This is a genomic window from Brevibacillus sp. DP1.3A (assembly GCF_013284245.2).
Taxonomy (GTDB): Bacteria; Bacillota; Bacilli; order Brevibacillales; family Brevibacillaceae; genus Brevibacillus.
The window spans coordinates 4,030,354-4,055,844 of record NZ_CP085876.1 but is presented as its reverse complement, the minus strand read 5'-3'; the positions used below and the strand labels follow the sequence as shown (position 1 = coordinate 4,055,844).

Below are 25,491 nucleotides of genomic sequence, written 5' to 3'. Positions count from 1 at the left end.
TGGTGTTCTTTGAGGGGAGGTGAATAAAATGAACAAAACAGAACTGATTGCAAAAGTGGCTGAAACCACAGAACTCACCAAGAAAGATGCAACAAAAGCAGTTGATGCAGTTCTTGACGCAATTGCAGATGCATTGAAAACTGGTGATAAAGTCCAACTGATCGGCTTTGGTAACTTCGAAGTTCGTGAACGTGCGGCTCGTAAAGGTCGTAACCCACAAACTGGTGAAGAGATCGAAATCGCTTCCAGCAAAGTACCTGCGTTTAAACCAGGTAAACAACTCAAAGACTCCATCAAGTAGTTGTTTCTTTTGAGAACGAAGCACTTACATAAAAAAATCCACATTGATAAAATGTGGGTTTTTTTCTGTGTACATACAGTTTGCCTATGAAAATTCTGGTATATCTTTTTGTCTTTTTTTAAACGATATGGTAAGATTGGCTTTGATCGCGAGCAGGCAATAAGTCTGGCACTGATTTGGAGCAGGCAGACCTTAGTGATGAGAAACAAGGCGTATGCCGTTACGTAGGAGGTACAATGATGAACGTCGACTTAGATAAAATACAGCAAGCTGTTCGCATGATCCTAGAGGCAGTGGGGGATGATCCTAATCGTGAAGGAGTGCTGGATACCCCTAAGCGAGTTGCGAAAATGTACGCTGAAGTATTTGAGGGCATGCATATAGACGAAGAGCAGTATTTCGAGACTGTCTTTAGCGAAGATCATGAGGAAATGGTTCTAGTGAAGGACATTCCGTTTTACTCCATGTGTGAGCATCACTTGGTTCCCTTCTTCGGAAAAGCGCATGTAGCTTACGTACCTCGTGGAGGCCGTGTGGTAGGACTGAGCAAGCTGGCGCGTGCGGTTGACACTGTAGCAAAACGTCCGCAGTTGCAAGAACGAATTACCGCAACAGTAGCTGACGCGATTATGCGCAAGCTCGATCCACATGGCGTGGTCGTGGTTTTAGAAGCAGAGCATATGTGCATGACGATGCGTGGTGTGAAAAAGCCAGGCTCGAAAACGATCACTTCTGCTGTTCGTGGGATGTTTGAGAAAGATGCGGCAGCCCGTGCAGAAGTATTTAGCTTGATTCGCTAAGAATTCAAAAATAAGGAAATTATATTGACTCTATAGGTAAAATATTGTATAGTACGGATGTACAGTCGGGATGTGGCGCAGCCCGGTAGCGCGCACCCTTGGGGTGGGTGAGGTCCAGGGTTCGAATCCCTGCATTCCGACCATCTGCATATAACGATCAGAAGCCTTGAGCAAAGGCTTCTTTTTTATGTAAAATGACTACTCTCCCAAGTAGTACCATTTTGCTATTGGCTTCCTGATCTTTCTTTTTTATAATGATAGGTAGACAAGCTAGGGAAGGGTTGTTCAATGCTATGAAGGTGCCTGTATCACTTCAACCATATTTGCAAACATTGCCGCAAAACTATGACGCCTCTTCGCTTTCGTATGGAGACGAAGGGCTCTTCTCGGACATCCTGCAGTCCCAGTTAGCAACAACCGGCCAGCGGGTTATCAGTTCGCAGGAGATTTTAGCCAAGTTAGACGGTTCTAGGAACTGGAAGATTCCTACCCATATTCAAAATGAGCAGTCCTTGTCTTTTGCAAAAGGGCCATCTGTTCCTACCCCAGAAATCTTGGGCAAGATTGATCAGACAGCGAAAGCGATGGGAGTGGACGCTGATCTGGTGAGAGAGGTCGTCAGGGCCGAATCCAATTTTAATCCGAATGTAGAATCTCACGCAGGGGCGAAGGGCTTGATGCAGCTGATGGACAATACGGCAAAAGCCATGCAAGTCCGCAATGTATACGACCCTGATGAAAACCTTGAAGGTGGAACAAAATATTTGAAGTCACTTTTGGATCGTTATGATGGAGATGTGAAAGTAGCACTTGCTGCTTACAATGCTGGTCCAGGTCGGATGAGTCGTCTGGGAATCAGCAGTGATGACGAACTGGAAGCGAAGTTTGACCAATTGCCGCAAGAGACACAGCGCTATGTAGACAAGATCATGAGCCGACTGGAGTCAGAAGGGGCATCATACTAGACGTACGCGCATATCGTATTGGTCAGGAGGAAACATAGTGGCACAACCATCTGGATTTAATCAGGATTATTTCGTAGTCAAAGCGAAGGAAAATGGCGTTCATGTGATCGGATTAACAAGAGGTACTGATACGCGTTTTCATCATACAGAGAAGCTTGATAAAGGCGAAGTTATGATTTTTCAATTTACGGAGCACACCTCTGCGATTAAGGTGCGAGGAAAAGCAGTGATTTACTCGCAGCATGGCGTCGTGGATACGACCGAATAAAGAGCAAGTCGTTTTGCTAAGAAGCAGGCATAGCCTGCTTTTTTTGTTTGTACAATGGAGGAGAGGAGGGATGTCTATGCCGCGCCAATTGTTGATGGCGATTGCTGTTTCCACTTTCTTGGCTCTGATGCTGTCACTCGTTCCCACAAGTCAGTGGATGCAAGCGGATATACCGACATTTCAGTCGGCACGTGCTATTCACTTAAGCGAGCAAAATGCTCTTGATTTGTTTACAAGGATGTCGACACATTATAATATTAAGCGTATAAAATGGGAAAACCCATCGATCTATGTCGATTTTGTGGTGAAACCTGCCGAAAAAGTAGAGTTAAACATCGTCTATCAAGATTTTTACCGTTTGACATACGACTTGCGTACCTATGCAGAGAATGTCGGGCCCGTGTACTATCGCTTGTTGGAAGAGACGGATCCACCAAAAGAATCGAGATTATTGATTGCCATACAATCGACAACTGGAAATCTCGCAGGACATGACAAACCTTTGACCGACCCTTCGGATATCCAGTCCTTTGTAAGCAGTACATTTCCCATTCGAATCGAGCCGTATTTTTATGAGCGAATTAGTCCCTGATGGAAGAAGTATGGTATGATAGTAGAGACGGCCTTTTGACCGGACGGCAGAGGAAGACCGAAGAGTAAGGAACAGTACGGAACAGGCAGACATCTTTAGGTTGTGCAGCTTGTGGAGGAGGACGCATGAGCAAAGAACTTTCCCCGAATGTAGAAGAGGTTCGGTCCATTATCGAACAAATCTACAAGAGAATCACCCATTCCTATGTAGAACATTATGTTGACGTTCCTTCCATGGCGGAAAATCGTCTAGAGCTGTTGTACCTTTTTTTGCTGGAACAAGGTATGCCGAAGGAAAAGGCTTCGGTTTTATGCACAGCAACAGGACTTGTCCAATTGGGACTGGACACGCATGAGCTCGTGAAAAATGAGTACGACTCCTCACAGAGCGCGGAGCGAAACCGACAGCTGACCGTACTTGCGGGTGATTATTACAGCAGTCGTTATTATCACCTTCTGGCTTCAACGGGTGAAATCCAAGCCATTCAAGTGTTGTCGGCAGCCATTCAGCGAGTGAACGAAGCGAAAATGAGACTCTACATCGCTGGGCGAGATAGCAAGGTTTTATCAGATGAAGAGTACTGGGAACTGCGAAATACGATTGATACGGGCTTATACGTGGCTGTTGTAGAAGAGTATGCCGATTCAGCTGATCGCCGTCGTTTCTGGAGCGATCTGATGAAGGAAACAGCCAAGGTAGAGAGTGTGATTGGAGAGTGGGAGCAGCTCAAATGGCAAGAACAAGTTCCTTTTGGTTTTGCCCGTTTTTTGCTGCAAAAACCTGGGGCTACACTCGCGCAAGTTTTGTCAGGCGTTGAGGGGAAAGCCATTGAATTAATCGGTTTATGTGAGCAAATGGTACGTACGCTACATCCTGCAGAGACGCGGAACATGCTTGCATCTATTACGGCACGGTACTCCCATCGGATCAGTCGCTTGAAGAAGGTAATTGAGGAGATGTAGCCAAGTGAACCAGACACAGATGAATGAGAAAGCAGAGTACGTTCACTCCGTTTTCGAGAGCATTGCAAACGATTACGACAAAATGAATAATGTAATCAGCTTTGGCAGTCATATTGCTTGGCGTAATTACACGATGAAGCAGATGAATATCCAGCCAGGGCATACGGCGTTGGATGTTGCTTGTGGTACAGCAGACTGGACCATTGCATTAGCCAAGGCTGTTGGAAAAGAAGGCAGTGTTGTTGGTCTTGATTTCAGCCAAAATATGCTGGATGTAGGGGCATATAAAGTGGCGAACGCAGGTGTTGGCAACAACGTAAAGCTAGTGAATGCAGATGCAATGAATCTGCCTTATGAGGATAATACATTCGACTTCGTCACAATCGGGTTTGCCTTGCGCAATGTACCGGATGTTCAGCAGGTCTTGAATGAAATGGCGCGTGTTGTGAAGCCGGGCGGTAAAGTCGTTTCTCTAGAAGTGTCCAAGCCCCCATTCATTCCGTACCGGAAGCTATTTTACTTATATTTCTACAAAATCTTGCCATTTATCGCGAAGCTGACAGTCAACAAGTACGAAGAGTATGCATGGCTGCCACAATCCCTGACCAATTTCCCTGACAGTCGCGAGCTGGCAAGCATGTTTCAGAAAGCAGGCTTGGACCCGGTTCAGGTCAAATTGTTTATGGGCGGCGTATCAGCCTTGCATATGGGCACAAAGCCATAGGTTGACATATGCGATGGCGCCAAACGCGTATATGGGGAGTAAACCGGTATTTCTTCACTAGATAGGAAGTGTCATAGATGGGTCTACGTAAATTGAAAGTCATCTTGGAAATGATTAAATTCGAACACTCCCTTTTTGCCTTGCCTTTTGCTTTTATGGGAGCTGTTTTGGGAAGTATTGTGGTAGAGAATGCATGGCCTACCTGGTCGGAAATTTTTTGGGTGACGGTAGCGATGGTGGGCGCTCGCAGTGCAGCGATGTCCTTAAACCGTGTCATCGACCGGGTGATTGATGCGAGAAATCCTCGTACGGTCACACGAGCGATTCCTGCTGGCCTCATTTCGATTGTGGAAGTCATTTTGTTTATCGTGGTGTCCTTTGCGGTGTTATTCATTGCTGCATATCAGTTAAATGATTTGGCTGTGAAATTGTTGCCGCTCGCTGTGTTTGTTCTTGTGCTTTATTCCTATACAAAACGCTTTACTTGGCTTTGCCACTTTGTTCTCGGGGTTGCCATCGGGTTTGGACCGTTGGGTGGCTGGGTAGCGACAACGGGTCAAGTAGATGGCATCGGCCTTCTATTGTTTGCCTCCGTTTTGTTCTGGACAGCAGGATTTGATATCATTTATGCGTGCCAGGACGCCGATTTTGACCGGAAAGAAGGACTTTATTCCATGCCGAGCCGCTTCGGAATTGCCAATGCACTTCTGATTGCCCGCGTATGCCACGTTCTTACTTTCGTTGGTCTGATGTCGTTGTATGTAGTCGCAGACTTGTCTATTTGGTTCTTGGTAGGTGTGCTCATTTCTGGTGCGATTTTGATCTATGAACACACGCTGGTGAAGCCTACAGACCTGTCCAAGCTGGATATGGCATTCTTCAATATGAACGGCATCTTGAGTGTCGTGATGTTTACCTTTACGATGATTGATTTGGTGATTGCATGAACAAGCAAAAGTGGGCTGTCGGGATAACGGGTGCAAGTGGTGCTATCTATGGTGTTCGAGTCGTCCAGGAGCTTTTACGTGCAGGACATATCGTTCACTTGATGATTACAGAAGCAGGCTGGCAAGTGTTTCGTGATGAACTGGATTGGCACACGGATGACAGAGAAGCTCTATTGCAGGAGAAGCTGCAACTAGACTTTTCGGGTGAGCTACATTATTGGGGACTGCGAGATTTCAATTGTCCCGCAGCCAGTGGTTCCTATCGCTGTGACGGTATGATCGTAGTACCGTGCTCGATGGGGACTGTTTCTGGCATCGCGCATGGCGCATCAGGTAATTTGCTGGAGCGGGTTGCTGATGTCATGATCAAGGAAGGTCGGCGCTTGGTCATCGTTCCGAGAGAGACGCCGCTCAATGCGATTCAGCTCGAGAACATGCTCAAATTAAGCCGTCTAGGAGTAAAGATTCTGCCTGCTATGCCAGGCTACTATCAGAAACCGCAAACCATGGATGATCTGATTAATTTTGTGGTAGGGAAAACTTTGGATGCAATTGATGTACCACATTCGCTGTTCCGGCGTTGGGGGGAATAAACGCATGCAAAAGTCTTTGCGTGTTGGACAAATTTTGTATACCAATGTATTGCCGGTTTACTTCTATTTTGATCAGGCGAAATTCGAAGACCGAATCGAATTCATCCGCCAAGTTCCTGCCCAGTTAAACACTGCAATGGCGAATGGCGAGATTGACTTGGGTCCGATTTCTTCGTTTAGCTATGCAGAGCATGCCTCCGAATACGTGGCATTGGCAGATCTGTCTGTCAGTGCCAAAGGGAGAGTAGGCTCCCTTTTCTTGTTCAGCAAAAAGCCGATTGAACAATTAAACGGTGCCAAAATAGCCTTGACCAACACATCGGCTACCACAGTGAACCTCTTAAAGATCATTCTCCATAAGTTTTACGATTATGAGATTTCCTACGTTACACAGGAACCCATTTTGCAAGAAATGCTGGAGGATGCTGACGCAGCGCTCTTGATCGGGGATGACGCCATTTCGGCTGAGCGAACGGCCAAAGACCTGCATGTCTATGACTTAGGAGAGCTGTGGCATCAATTTACGGGCTATTCCATGACCTTTGCCATTTGGGCTCTTCGTCGAGCAGTTATTGTCGATCATCATGATTTGATCGCGGACGTCCATGCCTCTTTTTTAGAGAGCAAAAGGAAAACAAGAGCGAATACAGCCCCATTGATTGACTACGTTCACACACATTTCGGTGGAGAGAAAGAGCAATGGATCCACTATTTCCAAGGATTACAGCACGATTTCGGTGACGTTCAGCGGATTGGACTGGAGTACTATTACCGATGCGCAGCGGAGCTGGGACTTCTATCGGCACCTGCAACCGTCGATCTGTGGCAGGCTGGCGGCCGACAGACCAATACTACGTTGACGAGATAGGTGGAACGGATGAATCTAGTCGATATTTACTTCAAGATGAAAAAAGATGTCCAATACATAGAAGATGAACTGGAAAAAGCAATTGATACACCGGTTCGAGAGCTGTATCTATCTTCGACTCACTTACTCAAGGCAGGAGGAAAGCGGATTCGTCCCGTTTTTGTATTGCTTGGCGGTAAGTGGGGTAATTACGATGTCAAAAAGCTAAAGCATGTGGCCGTTCCTCTAGAACTAATCCACATGGCTTCCCTGGTGCATGATGATGTAATTGATGATGCGGATAAGCGTCGCGGGAAAGACACCGTTCGGATGAAGTGGGATAACAAAGTAGCCATGTACGCCGGCGACTATATTTTTGCACGGGCATTGGCCATTGCCTCCCAGCTCCCGATCCCGCAATTGCACCAAATTCTCTCGAATGCAATCGTCGAGGTTTGCAAGGGAGAGATCGAGCAAGTAAAGGATTTGAATAACTGGGACCAAAACTTCCGTACGTATTTGCGCAGAATCAAACGAAAAACTGCGCTTTTAATTGCCATTAGCTGTCAATTAGGAGCAGTGGCAAGCGGAGCGTCAGATGATATGATTCGCAAAATGTACTGGTACGGCTACAATGTGGGGATGGCTTTTCAAATTACTGACGACATTTTGGACTTTACAGGGACTGAGAAGCAGTTAGGGAAGCCTGCTGGAAGTGATTTGGTGCATGGAAACATTACGTTGCCTGCGCTTTATTCGGCTCATCATGGAAAAGCACGTGCGCAATTCCAGGAATGGATCGCGCAAAATACGTTCTGGGATCATACGGATGAAGCGGTTCGTATGGTGCGAGAAGATGAGGGCATAGCTTTTTCGCAGCGCCTCGCTGAACGCTATATCACCCGTGCGCATGCTATTCTCGCAGATTTACCTAATAACCAAGCTAAGACATCTTTGACAGGTATCGCCAATTATATTATTGATCGCAAATTTTAATGATATTTTGACGGTCTACCTGTTGCTTGACCACTCTAGTTTTGATAAACTTTTCAATGGTGTCCTATGCACCAATACATAGCTCTAATGGAGGCATACTTACAATGGAAAAAACATTCCTTATGGTAAAACCAGATGGCGTACAACGCAACCTGATCGGGGAAATCGTATCCCGTTTTGAGAAAAAAGGCTACCAACTCGTAGGTGCTAAGCTGATGACAGTAAGCCGCGAACTGGCTGAAGAACACTATGCAGAGCACAAAGAGCGCCCTTTCTTCGGTGAACTGGTAGACTTCATCACTTCCGGACCAGTATTCGCTATGGTATGGCAAGGTAACAACGTAATCACAACTGCTCGCGCTATGATGGGCAAAACAAACCCAGTTGACGCTGCTTCCGGTACGATCCGTGGCGACTTCGCTACTTCCGTTGGCATGAACATCATCCACGGCTCTGACTCTCCTGAGAGCGCTGAGCGTGAAATCGGCCTGTGGTTCTCCGCTGAAGAAGTTCTCTCCTTCGAGAAAACAATCCAACGCTGGATCTAAGACTGATCGAGAAGACCCCATTTATTGGGGTTTTCTTTTTTTTGTCAAAATCTTTGTCAAAACAGATAGGATAATGACGAAATATAGCGAATGAAATTAGGGAGTTTGCAAAGGGGGTACGATTCAGCATGGAAGATAAGGACTTTCTCCAATTTATTGCTAGTGTGAAGAAAATGACTGGAATTGATCTTGCCCTCTACAAGGAAGCACAGATGAAGCGCCGTCTAACCTCGTTGAGACAAAAGCGGGGGTACAACACATTTGCCCAGTATTTCGATGCCATCGCGAAAGACAAGGAGCTTTTCTATGAGTTCCTCGATAGGATGACCATCAACGTATCGGAATTTTTCCGCAACCCAGGCCGGTGGGAAGTTCTCGAGAATAAAATTTTGCCGCGCTTGGCGAAGCAATCGCCGCGGGTGAAATGCTGGAGTGCGGCATGCTCGACAGGGGAGGAGCCGTACACACTCTCACTGATTTTGCTACGCAAGAAGATGGATGCGACCGTGCTCGCTTCCGATATTGATGAGGGAGCACTAGCAAAAGCAAAGCAAGGGGTATACACGGACCGATCCCTGCAAGATTGCCCGAAAGACCTCGTACCGAAGTATTTTGAAAAAGATACACTCAGCTATCGCATCACGGATGAAGTGAAGAGAAAAGTGACGTTCAAAAAACATAATTTATTGGCGGACTCATTTGATTCTCAATTTGATTTGATTATTTGCCGGAACGTGATGATTTACTTTACCGAGGAAGCAAAGCATGAGCTGTATCATAAGTTTAGTCGGGCACTGAAACCTGGCGGGGTACTCTTTGTAGGCAGTACGGAACAAATTTTTCAGCCGCAACAATACCAATTGGAGACAGAGGATACGTTCTTCTATCGAAAAATGGGTTGATTCATGTTGGCCTTGGTATATCTCTGCTGTTTTTTCCCAAGACTAGGAATACCTACTTTGCAAGAGGAGGCAGCAGATGGATAAACACAAGGTCATCGAAGCATACCGTCGAGGGCTGATCACGCTGCAGGAATGTGGTCAGATTTTAGGGGCGGAGAGGACACAACTAGATGATTTGATACGCGTGGATCACACTCGCAAACCGCTGAGCCCCAATCCTTTTTTCAACGTGTAGGAATATATAAACGCTTCGTTTATATATTCCGGAACGCATGGAAACTTCCTCTAAAACGCGGTCGCTCCTCCGTGAGCTATCAACGATAGAGGTTTCCTTAACGTGTAGGTATGTCAATCCTGATTCATTCGCGATAGCGTAAAGAGAGCGCTTCTCCTAATACGGAGGGGCGTTTTCCTGTAAGAAGAAAAGGTTTTTCGCAGACGTTTCCCACTTTTGTATTTCCACGGCGTACTAGGTATGATATTATAGCGCTTAAAAGTGATAAAGGACAGCACCCCGAAAAGAGAACCTTAAGGGGATACGGCTGCCTGGAGGATGGAGGAAGGATAGAGATGCGTTACTTGACAGCAGGGGAATCCCACGGGCCGCAATTAACAGCTATCATCGAGGGCGTACCGAGCAACTTGCCGATTTCCATTGAGGAAATTAATGAGCAGTTGGCACGTCGTCAGAAAGGCCATGGCCGCGGCAGAAGAATGCAGATTGAAAAGGATCAGGTGAAAATTCTTTCTGGTGTCCGTCATGGATATACAACCGGAGCTCCTATCACACTGGTCGTTGAAAATAATGATTGGACGCATTGGCAAGGAATCATGAGTGCTGAACCTGTAGAGGAAGGCACTGAAGAAAAGCGTCGTGTTTCACGTCCACGCCCTGGACATGCTGATTTAAACGGGGCTATTAAGTATCATCAACGCGATATGCGCAATATTCTGGAACGCTCCAGCGCTCGTGAGACTACAGTCCGCGTAGCTGTTGGTGCAGTAGCTCGCCAATTGCTGGCTCAATTTGGTATCCGTATTGGCGGACAGGTACTCCAGATCAATGAGATCGTGGCGAAGCGTCAAGAAGTAAGTCTGGACGAACTGATAGCGCGCACCGAAGAATCACCAGTACGCTGCTTGGATAAAGAAGCAGAGCCACTGATGATGGCGGCGATTGACAAAGCAAAAGAAGACGGGGATTCCCTCGGTGGTACCGTAGAAGTTATCGTTGAAGGTGTGCCGATTGGTTTGGGTAGCCATGTGCAATGGGACCGCAAGCTGGATGGACGACTTGCACAAGCGATTATGAGCATTCAGGCTTTCAAAGGTGTCGAAATCGGTATCGGATTCGAGGCATCCGGTCTGAAAGGCTCACAAGTTCATGACGAGATTCTTTGGAACGAAGAAACCGGCTACAGCCGTAAAACGAATCGTGCAGGTGGACTCGAAGGCGGAATGACGACAGGAATGCCTGTAGTTGTTCGCGGTGTCATGAAGCCGATCCCTACCTTGTACAAACCGTTGATGAGTGTGGATATCGACTCGAGAGAGCCATTCTCAGCGAGCATTGAGCGTTCTGACAGTTGTGCGGTTCCAGCGGCAAGTGTGGTCGCGGAGGCTGTTGTAGCATGGGAGATCGCGAGTGCAATGTGCGAAAAATTCCCTTCTGATTCTCTTGACGATATGGCAGAAAACGTAAGTCAATACCGTGCGTACACGGAGAAATTCTAATGAGTGTAGAGAAGCTGACTGTTGAGCTGGGCGAGCGTTCCTACGAGATTGTGATAGGCGACGGTCTTTTGCACGATGCAGCAGCGTTGCTAGTAGAGGCAGGAATTGCTTCTACTAGCAAGCTGATGATTGTCACAGATGAGAATGTAGCCGTTCATTACTTAGAGCCTTTGCTCGATGTTTTGCGGCAGCATGGTTATCAGGCCCACTCAGCTGTCATCGCTGCAGGAGAACAATCGAAGAGCCTGGCTGTCTACGAACGATTGATGACGGAAGCAATTGATGCAGGACTGGACAGGAAGTCTGCTGTATTGGCTCTCGGTGGTGGAGTCGTCGGAGACTTGGCTGGATTTGTGGCTGCTACGTACATGCGTGGCGTTGATTTTGTTCAAATGCCGACTACCTTGCTCGCACATGATAGCTCAGTTGGTGGAAAAGTAGCGATCAATCATCCACTCGGAAAAAATCTCATAGGTGCTTTCCATCAGCCCAAAGTTGTCATTTACGACACGAAAGCATTGCATAGCTTACCGAAGCGTGAAGTCGCAGCAGGTTTTGCAGAGGTTGTTAAGCATGGACTTATCGCCGACGCTGCCTTTGTCGATTGGCTGGAAGACAACGCGGATAAGCTATGGCAGCTCGATTCTGAATTATTAGGGAAAGCCATTGAAAAAGGTTGCGCAGTCAAAGCGGCTATTGTTTCTCAAGACGAGACAGAGCAAGGGCAGCGTGCATTGCTTAATTTGGGTCATACGTTTGGTCATGCGTTTGAAGCGCTGTCTGCTTACTCCACCCTGAATCATGGGAAAGCCATCTCAATTGGGATGTGTTTGGCTGCCAAGGTAGCGGAACGAATTGGTTTTGCCGAGACAGGTGTATACAATCGCACGAAACGGATGCTGGAATTGTTCCACCTGCCAACGGCTTGGCCGGGCAATCTCTCGCCAGAAGCTGTGTTGGAAGCCATGAAACGAGACAAAAAGACGGTAGGCGGAAAGCTGGCCTTGGTGTTGCCTAGGGCAATCGGGCAGGTTGAAATCGTCAAAAATATAGAAGAAGAACTCATACTGGGAATCATGAGAGAAGAAGTGGAGGGATAAGGATGGGAATGAGAGGAATCAGAGGCGCGGTTACGGTGGAAGCCGATACGCGCGAAGAGATTGTCTCCTCTACAAAATGGTTGTTGGAGGAAATGGTAAGCCGCAATGAAGTAAACCCCGAAGACATAGGCAGCATCATTATCACGACGACAGAGGACCTCTGTGCGACCTTCCCTGCTCAAGCGGCCCGCCTGCTTGAAGGAGAAGCTTGGCAATATGTCCCACTCATGTGCGCAAGAGAAATCCCGGTGCCGGGTGGCTTGCCACTTTGTATTCGTGTCATGATGCATGTGAATACGGACAAGACAGCAAAAGACATTCATCACGTCTTTTTGCGTGAATCAGTCAAGCTGCGCCCGGATTTGACAAATCGCGGTTGACAATTAGGGCGCTCTCTTTTACCATAAGTGAAACGAGAGCGCCTCGTTTTTTCCGGTAATAAGCAAAAGCCGGCTGAGAGCAGAGATTGAGTAGAGCAGAGTTGAGATGAGTTAGGTCGAGGAGAGAAGAGAAGGCTGGGTACATATTGACACCCAATCCAGGTCTCTTTGTCTGGATTTTTTTGTATACAAAAAATTCTCCCCCTACCTCTCGCTCTAGGAAGCGGGTGTAGAAAAGGTGGATGCCTCATTCCCTTTTCTCTCCCACTAATTGAGGAGATGAGAGTCCATGTATTTCCCTTCCCTTGCCGAGGTTAAGACCCTCTCGGCGTCGTATTCCCTTATCCCTGTAAGCATGAAACTGTTGGCGGATCAGGAGACACCAATTCGCTTGTATCAGAAGATTCGCACGAGTGATTCCTTTTTGCTGGAGAGCGTAGAAGGTGGTGCGCGTTGGGCGCGTTTTTCGTTCATTGGCATGAACCCTTTTCAAATCGTGGAAGCAAAAGGTGAAGAAATCACGGTTTCCTATCGCACTGGTGAAAAGCTTGTCCAAACAGGAAATCCCGTCTCCTTTTTGCGTGAAGAAACCGATCGCTACAAAAGCCCGAAGTTACCCGGGTTGCCTCGTCTCAGTGGTGGTGCGGTAGGCTTTTTCGGCTACAATACGCTACGCTACTTCGAAAAATTGCCAGCACATCGCAAGGAAGCTGTACGAGTGCCGGATATGCGCTTTCTGTTCGTTGATGAGATGATCGCATTTGATCATTTGAAACAGGAAATTCAATTGGTTGTGAACCTCCATGTGGAGCCAGGAGACACCGAAGACACTATTGGCGAAAAATACAAACAAGTCTGCGAACGAATCGAGGAGCTGGTTACCAAGGTTTCCGCTCCGCTTGAAATGGATCAACGCATTCAAGTAGCGGCAGATACACCAACGCCATTAACAGTAGAGCCAAATATGACGCGTGAGCAATACGAGCAGCTAGTCGTGCAGGCGAAAGAATACATCGCAGCCGGCGACATTTTTCAAGTCGTGTTGTCCCAACGTTTTTCCGTAAAGACGGATGTCGATCCTTTTGCGGTGTATCGATTGCTGCGTACGTTGAATCCTTCCCCGTACATGTACTATCTCGAATACGAGGGCGAAACAGTCGTCGGGACATCCCCAGAACTGCTTGTGCGTGTAGAAGATGAAAAAGTAGAGATGCGGCCGATTGCAGGAACGCGAAAAAGAGGGGCAACCCCACAAGAAGATGCTGCGTTGGCGGCTGATCTTTTGGCAGATAAAAAGGAGAGAGCCGAGCACTACATGCTGCTGGATCTAGGGCGCAACGATGTAGGAAAGGTCTCTGCATACGGAAGCGTGAAAGTGGAAGAAGCATTGGTTATTGAAAACTACTCCCATGTGATGCATATGGTTTCGCATGTGACCGGCAAGCTTCGTGAGGGACTGCATGCTTTCGATGCATTGCTGAGTGCTTTTCCGGCTGGTACAGTATCTGGTTCTCCCAAGCTGCGGGCGATGGAAATTATTGCAGAGCTCGAGCCTGACGCACGCCATCTGTATGCGGGAGCAATTGGCTACATTTCATTTGATGGTTCACTTGATAGCTGCATCACGATTCGAACGTTGTTCTTTCAGGATGGCTACGCACATGTACAGGCAGGTGCAGGCATCGTAGCGGACTCGGTCCCTGCGAGTGAATATCAAGAGACGGTGAACAAAGCAGCAGCGATGCTCTCGGCGTTGGAAAAAGCTGAACAGATGTTTGTCAGAAAGGTGGAGTTGTCATGCTAACATACGCGCTGGAACAAATTCTGCTTGGGAAGCACTTAACACGGACGGTTGCAGAAGAGGCCATGGGCGAGATTATGGATGGAAAGACAACTCCTGCTCAGATTGGTGCATTTTTAGCGAGTCTTCGCTTGAAAGGCGAGCAAGTGGAAGAGATTATCGGTTTTGCCAAAGCCATGAGAGCGCGGGCGATGAGTTTTCCCATCGATCTTCCAGGTCTGGTAGACACTTGCGGAACAGGCGGAGACGGAAGTCATACCTTCAACATTTCGACGGCGAGTGCAATTGTTGCGGCAGCTGACGGTGTACGCATTGCCAAGCACGGGAATCGTGCGGTTTCCAGCAAAAGCGGCAGTGCTGATGTATTGGAAGCGTTGGGAGTGCCCGTCAATTTATCTCCAAAGGACGCGGCAGATTGCCTGCGTGCGACCAATCTCTGCTTCCTGTTCGCTCCTTTGTACCACCAAGCGATGAAGCATGCGGCTGGACCGCGAAAAGAATTGGCGATTCGCACGGTGTTTAATTTACTGGGACCATTGACGAATCCAGCAGGAGCCAGCCATCAGCTGATGGGCGTCTATGATGCCAAACTGCTACCAAATGTAGCTGCAGTCTTACACGAACTCGATGTGAACAGAGCGCTTGTTGTCGCAGGCTCGGATGGTCTGGATGAATTGACGGTCACGGGAACGAGCCATATTGCCGAATTGCGTGATGGGCGTATTTTGACATATGAAATCGAGCCAGAGCAGTTCGGTCTTCGCCGACATGAAAAGGATGCTTTGCGCGGCGGTGATGCGACTGAGAATGCCAAGATCATTCACGATGTGTTTTCGGGAGCACGTGGGGCAGCACGCGACATCGTTTTGCTGAATGCGGGCGCGATCCTCTATCTCGCAGATCGAGTTAGCTCGATTGAAACAGGTGTTATACGTGCAGCGGAACTGATCGACGGCGGACAAGTAATGCGAAAGCTCGAGCACGTTCGTCACATCGCAGGAGGTATGATTCATGCTTCGTAAAATCGTAGAAAAGAAACGCGAAGAGATCGCACGACTCTATACAGATACAACAGTTTCAGCATTGCTTTTTGCAACAAAGGAAGTCCAACGTCCACGCGGATTTCGTCAGGCGTTGGAGACGAGTGTACGGCCTGTTAGCGTGATTGCCGAAGTGAAAAAAGCATCCCCGTCCAAAGGGCTAATCCGACCTGATTTCCAGGCAGTGACCATCGCGAAGGCTTATCAGGCTGCTCGCGCAGAATGCTTGTCTGTTTTGACAGATGAGTCCTTTTTTCAAGGGAGCTTGAGCTATCTACGACAAATTCACGAGGCAATTGATCGTCCGTTACTCAGAAAAGACTTTCTACTTGATGAAATACAAGTCGTGGAAGCAAGAGCAGCAGGCGCTGATTGCGTGTTGCTTATTGCTGCCATTCTCGATCGAGAATCACTTCGTCACCTAAACCAAACTGCCGAGGGGCTGGGCATGGATGTACTGGTTGAGGTGCATGACAAACAAGAATGCGAGCTTGTTTTTCAAGCAATGGAACCTAAATTGCTCGGGATCAACAATCGAAACTTAAATACATTTCAAACTGACCTGGCCGTTACGCATGAGCTGATTGCAGAACTGCCTACGTCATTGACGATCGTGAGCGAAAGTGGGATTTCGACACCAGCGGATATTGAGAATGTACGAAGTGCAGGTGCAAGGGCTGTGCTGGTTGGAGAGCATTTCATGCGTCAAACAGACGTAGAGCGCGCAGTCATTGATCTCGTGGGAGAAGCAGCGCCGGGGGTGAGTGTATGACTCGTTTAAAAATATGTGGGATTAAGCGAGCGGAAACACTTGCGCTGTTAAAAGAGCTGGAAGTCGATTATGTAGGCCTTGTTTTTGCCCCAAGTAAGCGACAAGTTGATGCCCAGACGGCTGGACAATTACTTGCAACCGTTCCGGGCCATCCTCCTGCTGTTGGTGTGTTCGTTAATCCGACGATGGAAGAGCTGGAGGAAGTGCTAAGCGCGGCACCGTTATCCGTGATCCAGTTGCATGGACAGGAGACACCGCAATTTTGCCAGCAAGTTCGGGAGCGGTTCGCTATTCCGGTGTGGAAGGCGTTGGCAGTGGGCGGGGAAGCGGATGCTGCTCAAGAAATCCGATCCTATCGAGGCATTGTCAGTGCCTTTTTATTTGATACGTATGACCCTAGTCAAGCAGGTGGCACTGGGAAAAAGTTTTCGTGGGAGCAAATCCCTACTTTGCAAGCAGCATGCGAGGAAGCAGACTGCATCATCGCTGGAGGGATTCATGCGGAGAATGTCGGAGAATTAATGGGACAGTATCAAGCAGGGATTGTCGATGTATCCAGTGGAGTAGAGACGGATGGCGAAAAAGACGCCGAAAAAATAAAAACATTGGTGGAGAGGGTGAAGGTGCATGAACAACATTCAAACAACTACGCGAGTCGTGCCTGACGAAAACGGACGATTTGGTGCCTTCGGAGGCAAGTTTATTCCGGAAACCTTGATGAATGCGGTGACAGAGCTCGAGATTGCTTTTGAAGAAGCACGTCGTGATCCGGCATTTGTTCAAGAATTGAATGGACTGCTCAGCGAGTATGCTGGACGCCCAACCCCGCTCACCTATGCAGAGCGTTTGACGAAAGCGGTCGGTGGCGCTCAAATCTATTTGAAAAGAGAAGATCTCAACCATACGGGTGCACATAAATTGAACAATGCTTTGGGCCAAGCGTTGCTAGCCAAGCGCATGGGCAAACAATCAATTATTGCCGAAACGGGAGCTGGTCAGCACGGAGTGGCAAGTGCAACGGTTGCGGCAAAGCTCGGACTCTCTTGCAAAGTGTTCATGGGGGAAGAAGATATTCGTCGCCAGTCGTTGAATGTTTTTCGGATGAAGCTGCTTGGAGCCGAAGTCATCCCTGCGGTATCCGGATCACGTACACTTAAGGATGCAACAAATGAAGCGATTCGCCATTGGGTTTCCCATGTTGATGAAACGTTTTATGTCATCGGATCTGTCGTTGGCCCACATCCATACCCGTACATGGTTCGCGAATTCCAAAAAATTATCGGAGAAGAGACGCGCAGTCAAGTCCTGCAAATGCTCAGAAGGCTTCCAGACGAGGTTGTTGCTTGCGTTGGTGGCGGCAGTAATGCGATTGGCATGTTTTATCCATTCATTCAGGATGAGTCTGTCGCGCTCAGAGGGGTAGAAGCGGCAGGAAAAGGAATCGATACCGAAAAGCATGCGGCAACACTAACACTTGGACGCCCGGGAGTCATCCACGGTTCCTTAACCTATTTGTTGCAGGATGATTGCGGACAGGTGCAAGAAGCGCATTCGATTTCGGCTGGCTTGGATTATCCAGGAGTAGGACCTGAGCACGCCTATCTCAAAGACAGTGGAAGAGTGACCTATACATCCGTAACAGATGCGGAAGCACTCGAGGCGGTACAAGTGCTTTGCCAAACGGAAGGCATCATTCCAGCGTTGGAGAGCGCACATGCAATAGCTGAAGCGATAAAACGTGCGAAAGAGATGTCTTCAGACAAAATACTGGTTATCTGTTTATCTGGTCGTGGCGACAAGGACGTACTGACTATTCAAGAAGCGCTGACAGCAGAAGGGGGAGAGTAATCATGGCGACAGCTCTTAACAGAATCGATCAATTATTCGCGGATCGTGATCGCAAACGATTCATCCCGTTTCTAACGGTAGGCGATCCTTCGATAGAAGCAACCTTTCATCTCGTAAAAGCGATGGTCGAAGCAGGCGCTGATCTCATCGAGCTCGGCGTCCCTTACTCCGATCCTTTGGCAGACGGTCCAACGATACAACGAGCTTCAGAACGCGCGCTGAAAAATGGCGTGACGATCGGAGATGCTTTACATTTGGTCAAAAGGCTTCGCGAATCAGGTATGGCGGCTTCCATCGTCCTATTCAGCTACTTCAATCCGGTTTTGCAATATGGTGTCGAGCGCTTTTTTGCCGATCTAGCTGCCTATGGTGCGGACGGTGTTGTCATTCCAGATTTGCCGATTGAGGAAAACGGTCCAGCCGTAACCGCGGCAAAACAGAATGGCATTCATGTCATTTCGCTCGTGGCACCCACTTCCAGTTCCAGAATCAATACGATCGGCGAGCAAGCAACCGGATTTCTTTATTGTGTATCGTCGCTCGGTGTGACGGGTGCCCGCACGGACCTGCGAGAGGATTTGGCAGATTTTCTGGAACGAGTAAAGGCCAGCACAACGGTTCCTACTGCGGTAGGCTTCGGAATATCCACACCGGATCAGGTACGAGCAGTAGCACCCCATACAAATGGTGTCATTGTGGGAAGTGCCATTGTACAGCAAATCGAGGAGCATGCTGAGCAGCTGAAAGACCCAAAACAGATGCCAGAAGCTGTAGAAAAAATAAAAACCTTTGTACATCAGTTAGCCAGTGCGCTACAATAGTGGGAAAAATGTGACTGGAGTGAACGTGGATGCAACCGAAACAACGCATACTCAATGCCCCGGTATATCAACCTGGCAAGCCTATTGATGACGTGAAACGTGAATATGGTTTGACTGAAGTCATCAAACTGGCGTCCAACGAAAATCCTTTTGGTTCCTCACCGAAGGCAAAAGCCGCCATTGCGGAACAGTTGGACAATTTGGCCCTTTATCCAGACGGTGCAAGCCTCAGTCTACGCTGGGATCTTGCTGACTTCCTCGGGGTCAAACCAGGCCAATTATTTTTCGGCAACGGGTCTGATGAAATTCTTTTGATGATCTCTCGTGCATTTTTGGGCGAAGGAACAAATGCAGTCATGGCGACGCAAACGTTCTCGCAATATCGCTCAAATGGGATTATTGAAGGTGCAGACTTGATTGAGGTGCCGTTGAAAGATGGCGTTCACGATCTCGAAGCGATGGCGGCTGCCATCAACGAACAGACGAAGGTTGTATGGGTATGTAATCCGAACAATCCGTCTGGTACGATTGTAACAACCTCCGAGTTGGAAGCTTTTCTGAAAAAGGCTCCAAAAGATGTACTGGTCGTTTTGGATGAGGCTTACTACGAGTATGTTGTTGATCCAGAATATCCACAAACAGTACCGATGCTCGCTGAGTATCCGAACCTGATTATTTTGCGTACGTTCTCCAAAATCTATGGTCTGGCTGCCCTACGTATCGGCTACGGGATCGCGTCAGAAGAGCTCATTTCCTCTCTGGAACATGTGCGTGAGCCGTTCAATACAGGCACACTTGGCCAGGTAGCAGCACGTGCGGCGTTAAAAGACCAGGAGTTTGTGAAAGCATGCCGCGATCGTAACCGTGAAGGCATGAAGCAGTTTACCGATTCCTTTGACGAGTGGGGGCTTTCCTACTATCCATCTCAGACCAATTTTATCTTGGTTGATTTGAAAAAGGATTCCGATGAGGTATTCAAAAAGCTGCTCTCTCAAGGCATCATCGTTCGCTCTGGTAATGCGCTAGGCTTCCCAGGTTTTCAACGTATTACTATCGGGACCACAGAGCAAAATGATAAGATTCTTTCTGTCTTAAAAGAAATCGTGACTGGAGCATTGAAATAAAGGACGAAGATGCCGGGCATGCCTCGGCATCTTTGTCTAAGAGAGATGAAGGAAGGATAGAGAGTGGAGATGAAAAAAACCACCATTACTGTAATCGGCGTCGGGTTGATCGGCGGCTCAATCGCGCTGTCAATGCGACGCGATCCAAATATTCGGGTAGTCGGCTACGATTTACGTCAGGATTGTTTGGATAAAGCACTGACTCTTGGTGTTATTCATGCTGGCACAACCGATTTGCAGACCGCAGTTCGAGAAGCAAATGTCATTTTCCTCGCATCGCCTGTAGAGCAAATCGTTGCAACCATTCGTTCGTTAGTGGAAATGGAGCTGCAGCCTGGTGTGATCATTACGGATGTTGGCAGTACAAAAGCAGGTATTGTCAGACAAGCGGCGGATGTCATTCCCTATCATGTTACGTTTATAGGTGGGCATCCGATGGCTGGCTCGCATAAATCCGGCGTGGAAGCTGCTTCTGACCGTCTTATGGAAAACGCCTATTATGTTTTGACACCAGCACCGGGAACACCTGAAGAAAAAGTAAAGCAATTGTCTGAACTACTCACACTGACTCGTGCAAAAGTCGTGCAAATGGACGCAGCTTCGCATGATCAGGTCGTTGGTGCAGTCAGCCATTTCCCGCACATTCTCGCTTCTGCTCTGGTCAATCTGGTGGCAGGGTACGACGAGGAAAATGCTTGGCATGCAACCCTTGCTGCTGGTGGCTTCCGTGACATTACGCGCATTGCATCGAGCAACCCTCAGATGTGGCGTGACATCTTGTTGCAAAATCGTGCTCCGATCCTGAAAATCGCAAAAGACTGGGCAAACGCATTGGAAGATGTCGTTCACCTTGTAGAGCAGGGAGATCCAGAAGGAATCGAGCATTTCTTCAAAACGGCACGTGAATTCCGCGACAGCTTGCCTGAGCGCAAAACGGGTGCATTGCCTCCTTTGAACGATTTGTATATCGATATCCCAGACAACCCGGGCGAAATCGGACGAATTACGACACTATTGGGAGCAAGACATATCAACATCACGAATCTCCAAATCAGAGAGACACGAGAAGACGTTTATGGGGTGCTACGGATTACGTTCCAATCGCAACAAGAGTTGGAAAAGGGAGAGGAAGTTCTTCGCTTTTTCGATTACAATGTATACAAGCGCACATAAGTTTTTTTATGCAAACACACTTTACAACGAAGACGCTTCACAGTGCGACTGGTGATCTAGGAGAGTGTGAGAGAGAAAAGGAGTGGAAGGAATGCTTCGCGTACAACAAGCCAAACAAATCAAAGGTACCGTTCGCGTGCCAGGAGATAAGTCTATTTCCCATCGTGCCGTCATGTTTGGAGCTCTAGCAGAAGGAACCACAACCATTGAAGGCTTTTTGCCGGGTGCCGATTGCTTGAGCACGATTAGCTGCTTTCGTCGGATGGGCATCGAGATTGAACAACAAGGAGATGCCGTAACCGTACAAGGAAAAGGCTGGTACGGCTTGCAGGAACCTGCTCAACATTTGGATGTAGGGAACTCCGGTACGACCATTCGCTTAATGGCAGGGATCATGGCAACACAGCCTTTCCATGTGGTGATGGAAGGTGATGAGTCCATTGCCAAAAGACCGATGCGTCGGGTGATCGGACCGCTCCGTCAAATGGGCGCCAAAATCGATGGAAGAAAAGATGGCGAATACACACCGTTATCCATTCGAGGCGGTGAGCTTCAAGGGATGGCGTATCAATCCCCAGTTGCAAGTGCACAAGTGAAGTCAGCGATTATGTTGGCAGGGTTGCAGGCAAAAGGCGTGACTAGTGTAACAGAGCCGCATTTATCCCGTGATCATACAGAGCGTATGCTGCAAGCATTTGGTGTACAAGTTGTGCGTGATGGCTTGACCGTTTCAGTAGAAGGCGGACAAAAGCTGAAGGGCCGTGCCATTTCTGTTCCTGGTGACATTTCTTCCGCTGCTTTTTTGATTGCAGCCGTAATGGTCGTACCAGGCAGTTCTCTTCTGATTGAAAATGTCGGAATCAACCCGAGCCGCACGGGCATCATTGATGTTGTCAAGGCGATGGGGGGAAGCCTGGAGCTTTTGAATGAGCGAATCGTAAATGAAGAACCGGTTGCAGACCTCCTCGTGACGCATTCGGAGCTGCACGGTATTGAAATTGCCGGAGATATCATTCCACGTCTGATTGACGAAATTCCAGTGATTGCAGTCATGGCAACGCAGGCCAAAGGACAAACTGTTATCCGTGATGCCGAAGAGCTGAAAGTAAAGGAGACAGACCGTATTGCCACGGTGGTTAGTCAACTCTCCAAATTCGGTGCTAGGTTGACACCTACCGATGACGGAATGATCATCGAAGGAAAGACAGGATTGACAGGGGCTGTCATCGATAGCATGGGGGATCACCGAATTGGCATGGCGATGGCGATTGCAGGTCTTGTTGCCGATGGTGAGACGACAATCGAAAATGATGATGCGATTGATGTATCGTTCCCTGGCTTCCATGACTTGCTTGTGAAAATCAGTCAATCATAAAGAATGAGAGAGAAGTCTGTGCCTTTTTAGGGTAGCAGGCTTCTTTTTTTTTGTGCAAAGACAAAGCGTTCCGAATTTTAGCAAAAATGATTTGACAAGCGCTTACATTCCGTTTATTATAAAACTACAGTATGGTTTCTCTCCACTCCTATCCAATATAAGAAAGCACGTGTGTGCTACCGTCGTTTGAATGCGCTTACATCAACGACGGTCTTTTTTTGTTTAAAAAGCGGTTTGGCCCTAATTAGTACTTTTTCCCTTTTCTGTGCATATGCTCGTACAAGGGTAGTGTGTGCATGAGAAGTGGGAGGGGGACGAGCTATGCTGGAGCAAGGGATGGTCATACGCGGGGGAACGATTGTCACAGCACTAGGAATGAAAGAAGCAGATATTTGGATCCGTCATGGGAAAATTGTACGAATTGCTAAAGATACTTTGACGAAAAACCCTTTCAACGATTTATATGAAGAAATAGATGCCACCGATATGTATCTTTTGCCCGGTTTCGTCGCATTCCCGACACATTCGTTGTATAAAATCAAAGATGTAGATGTTTATATAGAAGCTATGCGAAATCTCATCAGCTCGGGATGTACAAGCCTGGTGGACATCTTCCGGCCAGAGCGTTGGATGAGCAGACCGCAAATTCACTATCAACAAACCCAACACTTCAACAGCTTGTTAGATTATGTTTGGCATGTGGAAATCGATGTCACCGATCTTCACGGTGACCGTTTAGCGGAGTGGATGAACCATGGTTATTCTTCGTTTCATGTCACGATTCGAAATCCAGAAGAAATTTCCACAATAAAATGGGAAACGCTTTTGCAACTTCATACGTCTAAACATACGATCCTGCACATGCAGGTGCAAAATGATCCGTTTTTGAAAAAAGAACAACGGGAACTCATTCGACAGATTTGGATGGAGGCTACTCGTTATTGGCGGTTACGCACCGTCATTACGGATTCTCAAGCGGCCTTTCATTTTGAAGAAAATGACCCGTACCTGCATATCTTTCGTTTGCCTGCTGAAGTGACGGATCAAGGTCTTCGTCAATTACATCGTCAATGGTTTGGGAGCTGGCAAGTAGCGTCTCCAATTCACGATGTGCGGATTGATACACGAAAGAGCTGGTGTACGCCAGAAGAATTGCTTTGCTTGCTAGTCAGGCTCACTTCGACAAATGTTGCAAAAGCAATTGGACTGTATCCGCGAAAAGGGAGCTTGACAACTGGCGCAGACGCTGATATCGTTTTCCTGAAAAAGGAAAACTGGTTGACAAAGAATGATCTTTCCACTATTCTCAATTTTAGTGAAATGCATCTTCCAACATCTGTTATGTCGAACGGTAAATGGATATATCGAAATATGCGATTTATCCCTTTGATTGGTATGGGTAAGTGTTTAATCGACACGAAGCCCTACGCTTATGTCATATAACCCCAGTTTGGGGGTTTTTTCGTGAATGGTTTACAGCAGACAGACGAGAAAAAGAATCGTAAGGTCGCGCAACTTTTTACATCCCCAGCAGTCTAATTATGCAAAAGGCCGCTGAGGGATCGGAATCGCAAGGAGGTAATCCTGATCATGACCGATTCCCAGCTTATCCGAGAGATTAAAGAAGGTAATCTGGAATGCTATGCTGAACTGATTCGTCGATATGAAAAAAAGATCCTCTCATTTGTCACTCATCTTTTGCGTCAGGCACATTTAGAGCATATAGCGGAGGATATATGTCAGGAGACGTTTTACAAGGCGTATAAGAGCATTCATTCTTTCCGAGATGTAGAAGCTACATTCTCCACCTGGCTCTATACGATTGCACGCAACTCCGTACTCAGTGAATTGCGCAAGAGTCGCAATTCTGACGTGTATCTGGATGATACGTTGCAAGTGCCTATGGCATCTCCCAAGACACTGCCTGAGCAAGTTTTGCTCCGGAATGAAAGGGAGAGCATGGTAAGACTGGCAATCAACAGTTTACCAGAGAAGCAACGCTCAGCACTGATATTACGCGAGTACGAACAAATGGATTACACAGAAATCGCTACGATTCTGGATTTAACAGTGAGCTCTGTGAAGTCTCTACTGTTTCGAGCGCGGCAAAGTATTCGTGGACAGTTGGAAAACTACATCCTGGACCCTCATTTGGATGAAGCTGAAGGGATGAATCGATGATGAGATGTGAAGAAGTTCAGGAAATACTGCCTGAATACGCCGAAAATCTGTTGCCTGAGGTGACCCAACGCCGGGTTGATCACCATATGGCTGCATGCTATGCCTGTCGTTCCGACTATGAGATTTGGTCGGACAGTGGTGAGTGGATGGAAATGGATAAAGAAGAATACCATTCTGTAACTCCATCACGTTCCATTGTAGACGCGGTGATGGCCCGTATTTTATCGGAAGAGCAGTGGGCGATCCCGATTGGCAGAAAAATTTTCAGCGTGACAGCGAGAATGCGACGCATGGGTGCGAGTGTAGCTGTTTTGTTGCTGATGGTTTTTTCGTTCACTTTATATGTGAATACAAGTACCACAGAGCATGCGAATTCGCTCGTTATTAACGGAGAAGTTATGGAGATGAACTCACCAAAGGCGCAAGTCATTTCTTCTTCCATGCAAACAGATGACGGTACATACGTGGTTGAAGCTCAGCCATATACGTCGCAAGGAGATTCTCTGGAACATGCTACTGCTTCGATCGTACCGCTTGATGGGAAGCCGACTTCTACTGATTTAGCCAAGCCGAATTACAGCATTGTACTTAGTATTTTTGGAATCCTTATTACTGTTCTTACAATGAGCTGGCTAACGCGAGCATAATGGTATATGATCAAGAGTAAAAGAAAAGACCGTCTTCGGACGGTCTTTTG

General features: G+C 47.6%; 29 protein-coding genes and 1 tRNA gene. All 30 read left to right on the top strand.

The window, feature by feature from the left end; all coding sequences use genetic code 11:
• Window positions 1-28: 28 nt before the first annotated feature.
• The 30 genes from HP399_RS18370 to HP399_RS18225 all read left to right on the top strand — a co-directional run bounded on the left by HP399_RS18370 (window position 29) and on the right by HP399_RS18225 (window position 25,441).
• Window positions 29-301, top strand: a complete 273-nt coding sequence (locus HP399_RS18370; protein WP_005831316.1) for an HU family DNA-binding protein — start codon at window positions 29-31, stop codon at window positions 299-301.
• A 236-nt stretch (window positions 302-537) separates the two neighbouring features.
• Window positions 538-1,101, top strand: a complete 564-nt coding sequence (gene folE / locus HP399_RS18365; protein ID WP_173617937.1) for a GTP cyclohydrolase I FolE — start codon at window positions 538-540, stop codon at window positions 1,099-1,101.
• Window positions 1,102-1,167: 66 nt separating this feature from the next.
• Window positions 1,168-1,244, top strand: a tRNA-Pro gene (locus HP399_RS18360).
• Between the two features lie 111 nt (window positions 1,245-1,355).
• The gene (locus HP399_RS18355; protein ID WP_173617936.1) at window positions 1,356-2,066 is read left to right on the top strand and encodes a lytic transglycosylase domain-containing protein; all 711 of its coding nucleotides are present in this window, start codon (window positions 1,356-1,358) and stop codon (window positions 2,064-2,066) included.
• Window positions 2,067-2,103: 37 nt separating this feature from the next.
• Window positions 2,104-2,334 carry a trp RNA-binding attenuation protein MtrB gene (gene mtrB, locus HP399_RS18350; protein ID WP_007716531.1) on the top strand — a complete coding sequence of 77 codons (231 nt, stop codon included), beginning with the start codon at window positions 2,104-2,106 and terminating at the stop codon, window positions 2,332-2,334.
• Window positions 2,335-2,410: 76 nt separating this feature from the next.
• A complete protein-coding gene (locus tag HP399_RS18345) occupies window positions 2,411-2,926 on the top strand; it encodes a hypothetical protein (protein WP_173617935.1) in 516 nt (171 codons plus the stop codon).
• A gap of 125 nt (window positions 2,927-3,051) precedes the next feature.
• On the top strand, window positions 3,052-3,888 hold the full coding sequence (locus tag HP399_RS18340) for a heptaprenyl diphosphate synthase component 1 (RefSeq protein WP_173617934.1): 837 nt from the start codon (window positions 3,052-3,054) through the stop codon (window positions 3,886-3,888).
• Between the two features lie 4 nt (window positions 3,889-3,892).
• Complete coding sequence (locus HP399_RS18335; protein ID WP_048032635.1) at window positions 3,893-4,612, top strand: demethylmenaquinone methyltransferase; 720 nt, start codon at window positions 3,893-3,895, stop codon at window positions 4,610-4,612.
• 77 nt (window positions 4,613-4,689) lie between these two features.
• A complete protein-coding gene (locus HP399_RS18330) occupies window positions 4,690-5,559 on the top strand; it encodes a UbiA-like polyprenyltransferase (RefSeq protein WP_173617933.1) in 870 nt (289 codons plus the stop codon).
• Entirely contained in the window at window positions 5,556-6,152 is a 597-nt protein-coding gene (locus tag HP399_RS18325; protein ID WP_007716550.1) for a UbiX family flavin prenyltransferase, read from the top strand. Before HP399_RS18330 ends, HP399_RS18325 begins: the two co-directional genes overlap by 4 nt.
• A gap of 4 nt (window positions 6,153-6,156) precedes the next feature.
• On the top strand, window positions 6,157-7,020 hold the full coding sequence (locus HP399_RS18320; RefSeq protein WP_173617932.1) for a menaquinone biosynthesis protein: 864 nt from the start codon (window positions 6,157-6,159) through the stop codon (window positions 7,018-7,020).
• Between the two features lie 9 nt (window positions 7,021-7,029).
• Window positions 7,030-7,995: a polyprenyl synthetase family protein gene (locus tag HP399_RS18315; protein WP_173617931.1), complete on the top strand. Its 966-nt coding sequence runs from the start codon at window positions 7,030-7,032 to the stop codon at window positions 7,993-7,995.
• 104 nt (window positions 7,996-8,099) lie between these two features.
• The gene (gene ndk / locus HP399_RS18310) at window positions 8,100-8,543 is read left to right on the top strand and encodes a nucleoside-diphosphate kinase (protein ID WP_007716560.1); all 444 of its coding nucleotides are present in this window, start codon (window positions 8,100-8,102) and stop codon (window positions 8,541-8,543) included.
• Between the two features lie 128 nt (window positions 8,544-8,671).
• The gene (locus tag HP399_RS18305; RefSeq protein WP_173617930.1) at window positions 8,672-9,445 is read left to right on the top strand and encodes a CheR family methyltransferase; all 774 of its coding nucleotides are present in this window, start codon (window positions 8,672-8,674) and stop codon (window positions 9,443-9,445) included.
• Between the two features lie 76 nt (window positions 9,446-9,521).
• Window positions 9,522-9,680 (top strand): hypothetical protein, encoded by a 159-nt coding sequence (locus tag HP399_RS18300; protein WP_007716564.1) that lies wholly within the window; start codon window positions 9,522-9,524, stop codon window positions 9,678-9,680.
• Window positions 9,681-10,015: 335 nt separating this feature from the next.
• Window positions 10,016-11,179, top strand: a complete 1,164-nt coding sequence (gene aroC, locus HP399_RS18295; protein WP_173617929.1) for a chorismate synthase — start codon at window positions 10,016-10,018, stop codon at window positions 11,177-11,179.
• On the top strand, window positions 11,179-12,279 hold the full coding sequence (gene aroB, locus HP399_RS18290; protein ID WP_173617928.1) for a 3-dehydroquinate synthase: 1,101 nt from the start codon (window positions 11,179-11,181) through the stop codon (window positions 12,277-12,279). The genes aroC and aroB overlap by 1 nt, the downstream gene beginning before the upstream one ends.
• A gap of 2 nt (window positions 12,280-12,281) precedes the next feature.
• On the top strand, window positions 12,282-12,659 hold the full coding sequence (aroH, locus tag HP399_RS18285) for a chorismate mutase (protein WP_173617927.1): 378 nt from the start codon (window positions 12,282-12,284) through the stop codon (window positions 12,657-12,659).
• Between the two features lie 289 nt (window positions 12,660-12,948).
• Window positions 12,949-14,463, top strand: a complete 1,515-nt coding sequence (trpE, locus tag HP399_RS18280) for an anthranilate synthase component I (RefSeq protein WP_173617926.1) — start codon at window positions 12,949-12,951, stop codon at window positions 14,461-14,463.
• The gene (gene trpD / locus HP399_RS18275; protein ID WP_173617925.1) at window positions 14,457-15,482 is read left to right on the top strand and encodes an anthranilate phosphoribosyltransferase; all 1,026 of its coding nucleotides are present in this window, start codon (window positions 14,457-14,459) and stop codon (window positions 15,480-15,482) included. Before trpE ends, trpD begins: the two co-directional genes overlap by 7 nt.
• Window positions 15,472-16,272: an indole-3-glycerol phosphate synthase TrpC gene (trpC, locus tag HP399_RS18270; RefSeq protein ID WP_173617924.1), complete on the top strand. Its 801-nt coding sequence runs from the start codon at window positions 15,472-15,474 to the stop codon at window positions 16,270-16,272. Before trpD ends, trpC begins: the two co-directional genes overlap by 11 nt.
• Window positions 16,269-16,937, top strand: coding sequence for a phosphoribosylanthranilate isomerase (locus HP399_RS18265; RefSeq protein WP_173617923.1), 669 nt, complete (start codon window positions 16,269-16,271; stop codon window positions 16,935-16,937). Before trpC ends, HP399_RS18265 begins: the two co-directional genes overlap by 4 nt.
• A complete protein-coding gene (trpB, locus tag HP399_RS18260; protein ID WP_173617922.1) occupies window positions 16,900-18,120 on the top strand; it encodes a tryptophan synthase subunit beta in 1,221 nt (406 codons plus the stop codon). The genes HP399_RS18265 and trpB overlap by 38 nt, the downstream gene beginning before the upstream one ends.
• A gap of 2 nt (window positions 18,121-18,122) precedes the next feature.
• Window positions 18,123-18,941, top strand: coding sequence for a tryptophan synthase subunit alpha (gene trpA / locus HP399_RS18255; protein WP_173617921.1), 819 nt, complete (start codon window positions 18,123-18,125; stop codon window positions 18,939-18,941).
• Between the two features lie 29 nt (window positions 18,942-18,970).
• Window positions 18,971-20,065, top strand: coding sequence for a histidinol-phosphate transaminase (gene hisC / locus HP399_RS18250; RefSeq protein WP_173617920.1), 1,095 nt, complete (start codon window positions 18,971-18,973; stop codon window positions 20,063-20,065).
• A 69-nt stretch (window positions 20,066-20,134) separates the two neighbouring features.
• Complete coding sequence (locus HP399_RS18245) at window positions 20,135-21,238, top strand: prephenate dehydrogenase (protein WP_173618001.1); 1,104 nt, start codon at window positions 20,135-20,137, stop codon at window positions 21,236-21,238.
• Window positions 21,239-21,329: 91 nt separating this feature from the next.
• Complete coding sequence (gene aroA / locus HP399_RS18240) at window positions 21,330-22,613, top strand: 3-phosphoshikimate 1-carboxyvinyltransferase (protein WP_173617919.1); 1,284 nt, start codon at window positions 21,330-21,332, stop codon at window positions 22,611-22,613.
• 321 nt (window positions 22,614-22,934) lie between these two features.
• Window positions 22,935-24,056: an amidohydrolase family protein gene (locus HP399_RS18235; RefSeq protein WP_173617918.1), complete on the top strand. Its 1,122-nt coding sequence runs from the start codon at window positions 22,935-22,937 to the stop codon at window positions 24,054-24,056.
• Window positions 24,057-24,203: 147 nt separating this feature from the next.
• Window positions 24,204-24,794 (top strand): RNA polymerase sigma factor, encoded by a 591-nt coding sequence (locus HP399_RS18230; RefSeq protein WP_007716581.1) that lies wholly within the window; start codon window positions 24,204-24,206, stop codon window positions 24,792-24,794.
• Window positions 24,791-25,441 carry a zf-HC2 domain-containing protein gene (locus HP399_RS18225; protein WP_173617917.1) on the top strand — a complete coding sequence of 217 codons (651 nt, stop codon included), beginning with the start codon at window positions 24,791-24,793 and terminating at the stop codon, window positions 25,439-25,441. The genes HP399_RS18230 and HP399_RS18225 overlap by 4 nt, the downstream gene beginning before the upstream one ends.
• Window positions 25,442-25,491 lie beyond the last annotated feature (50 nt).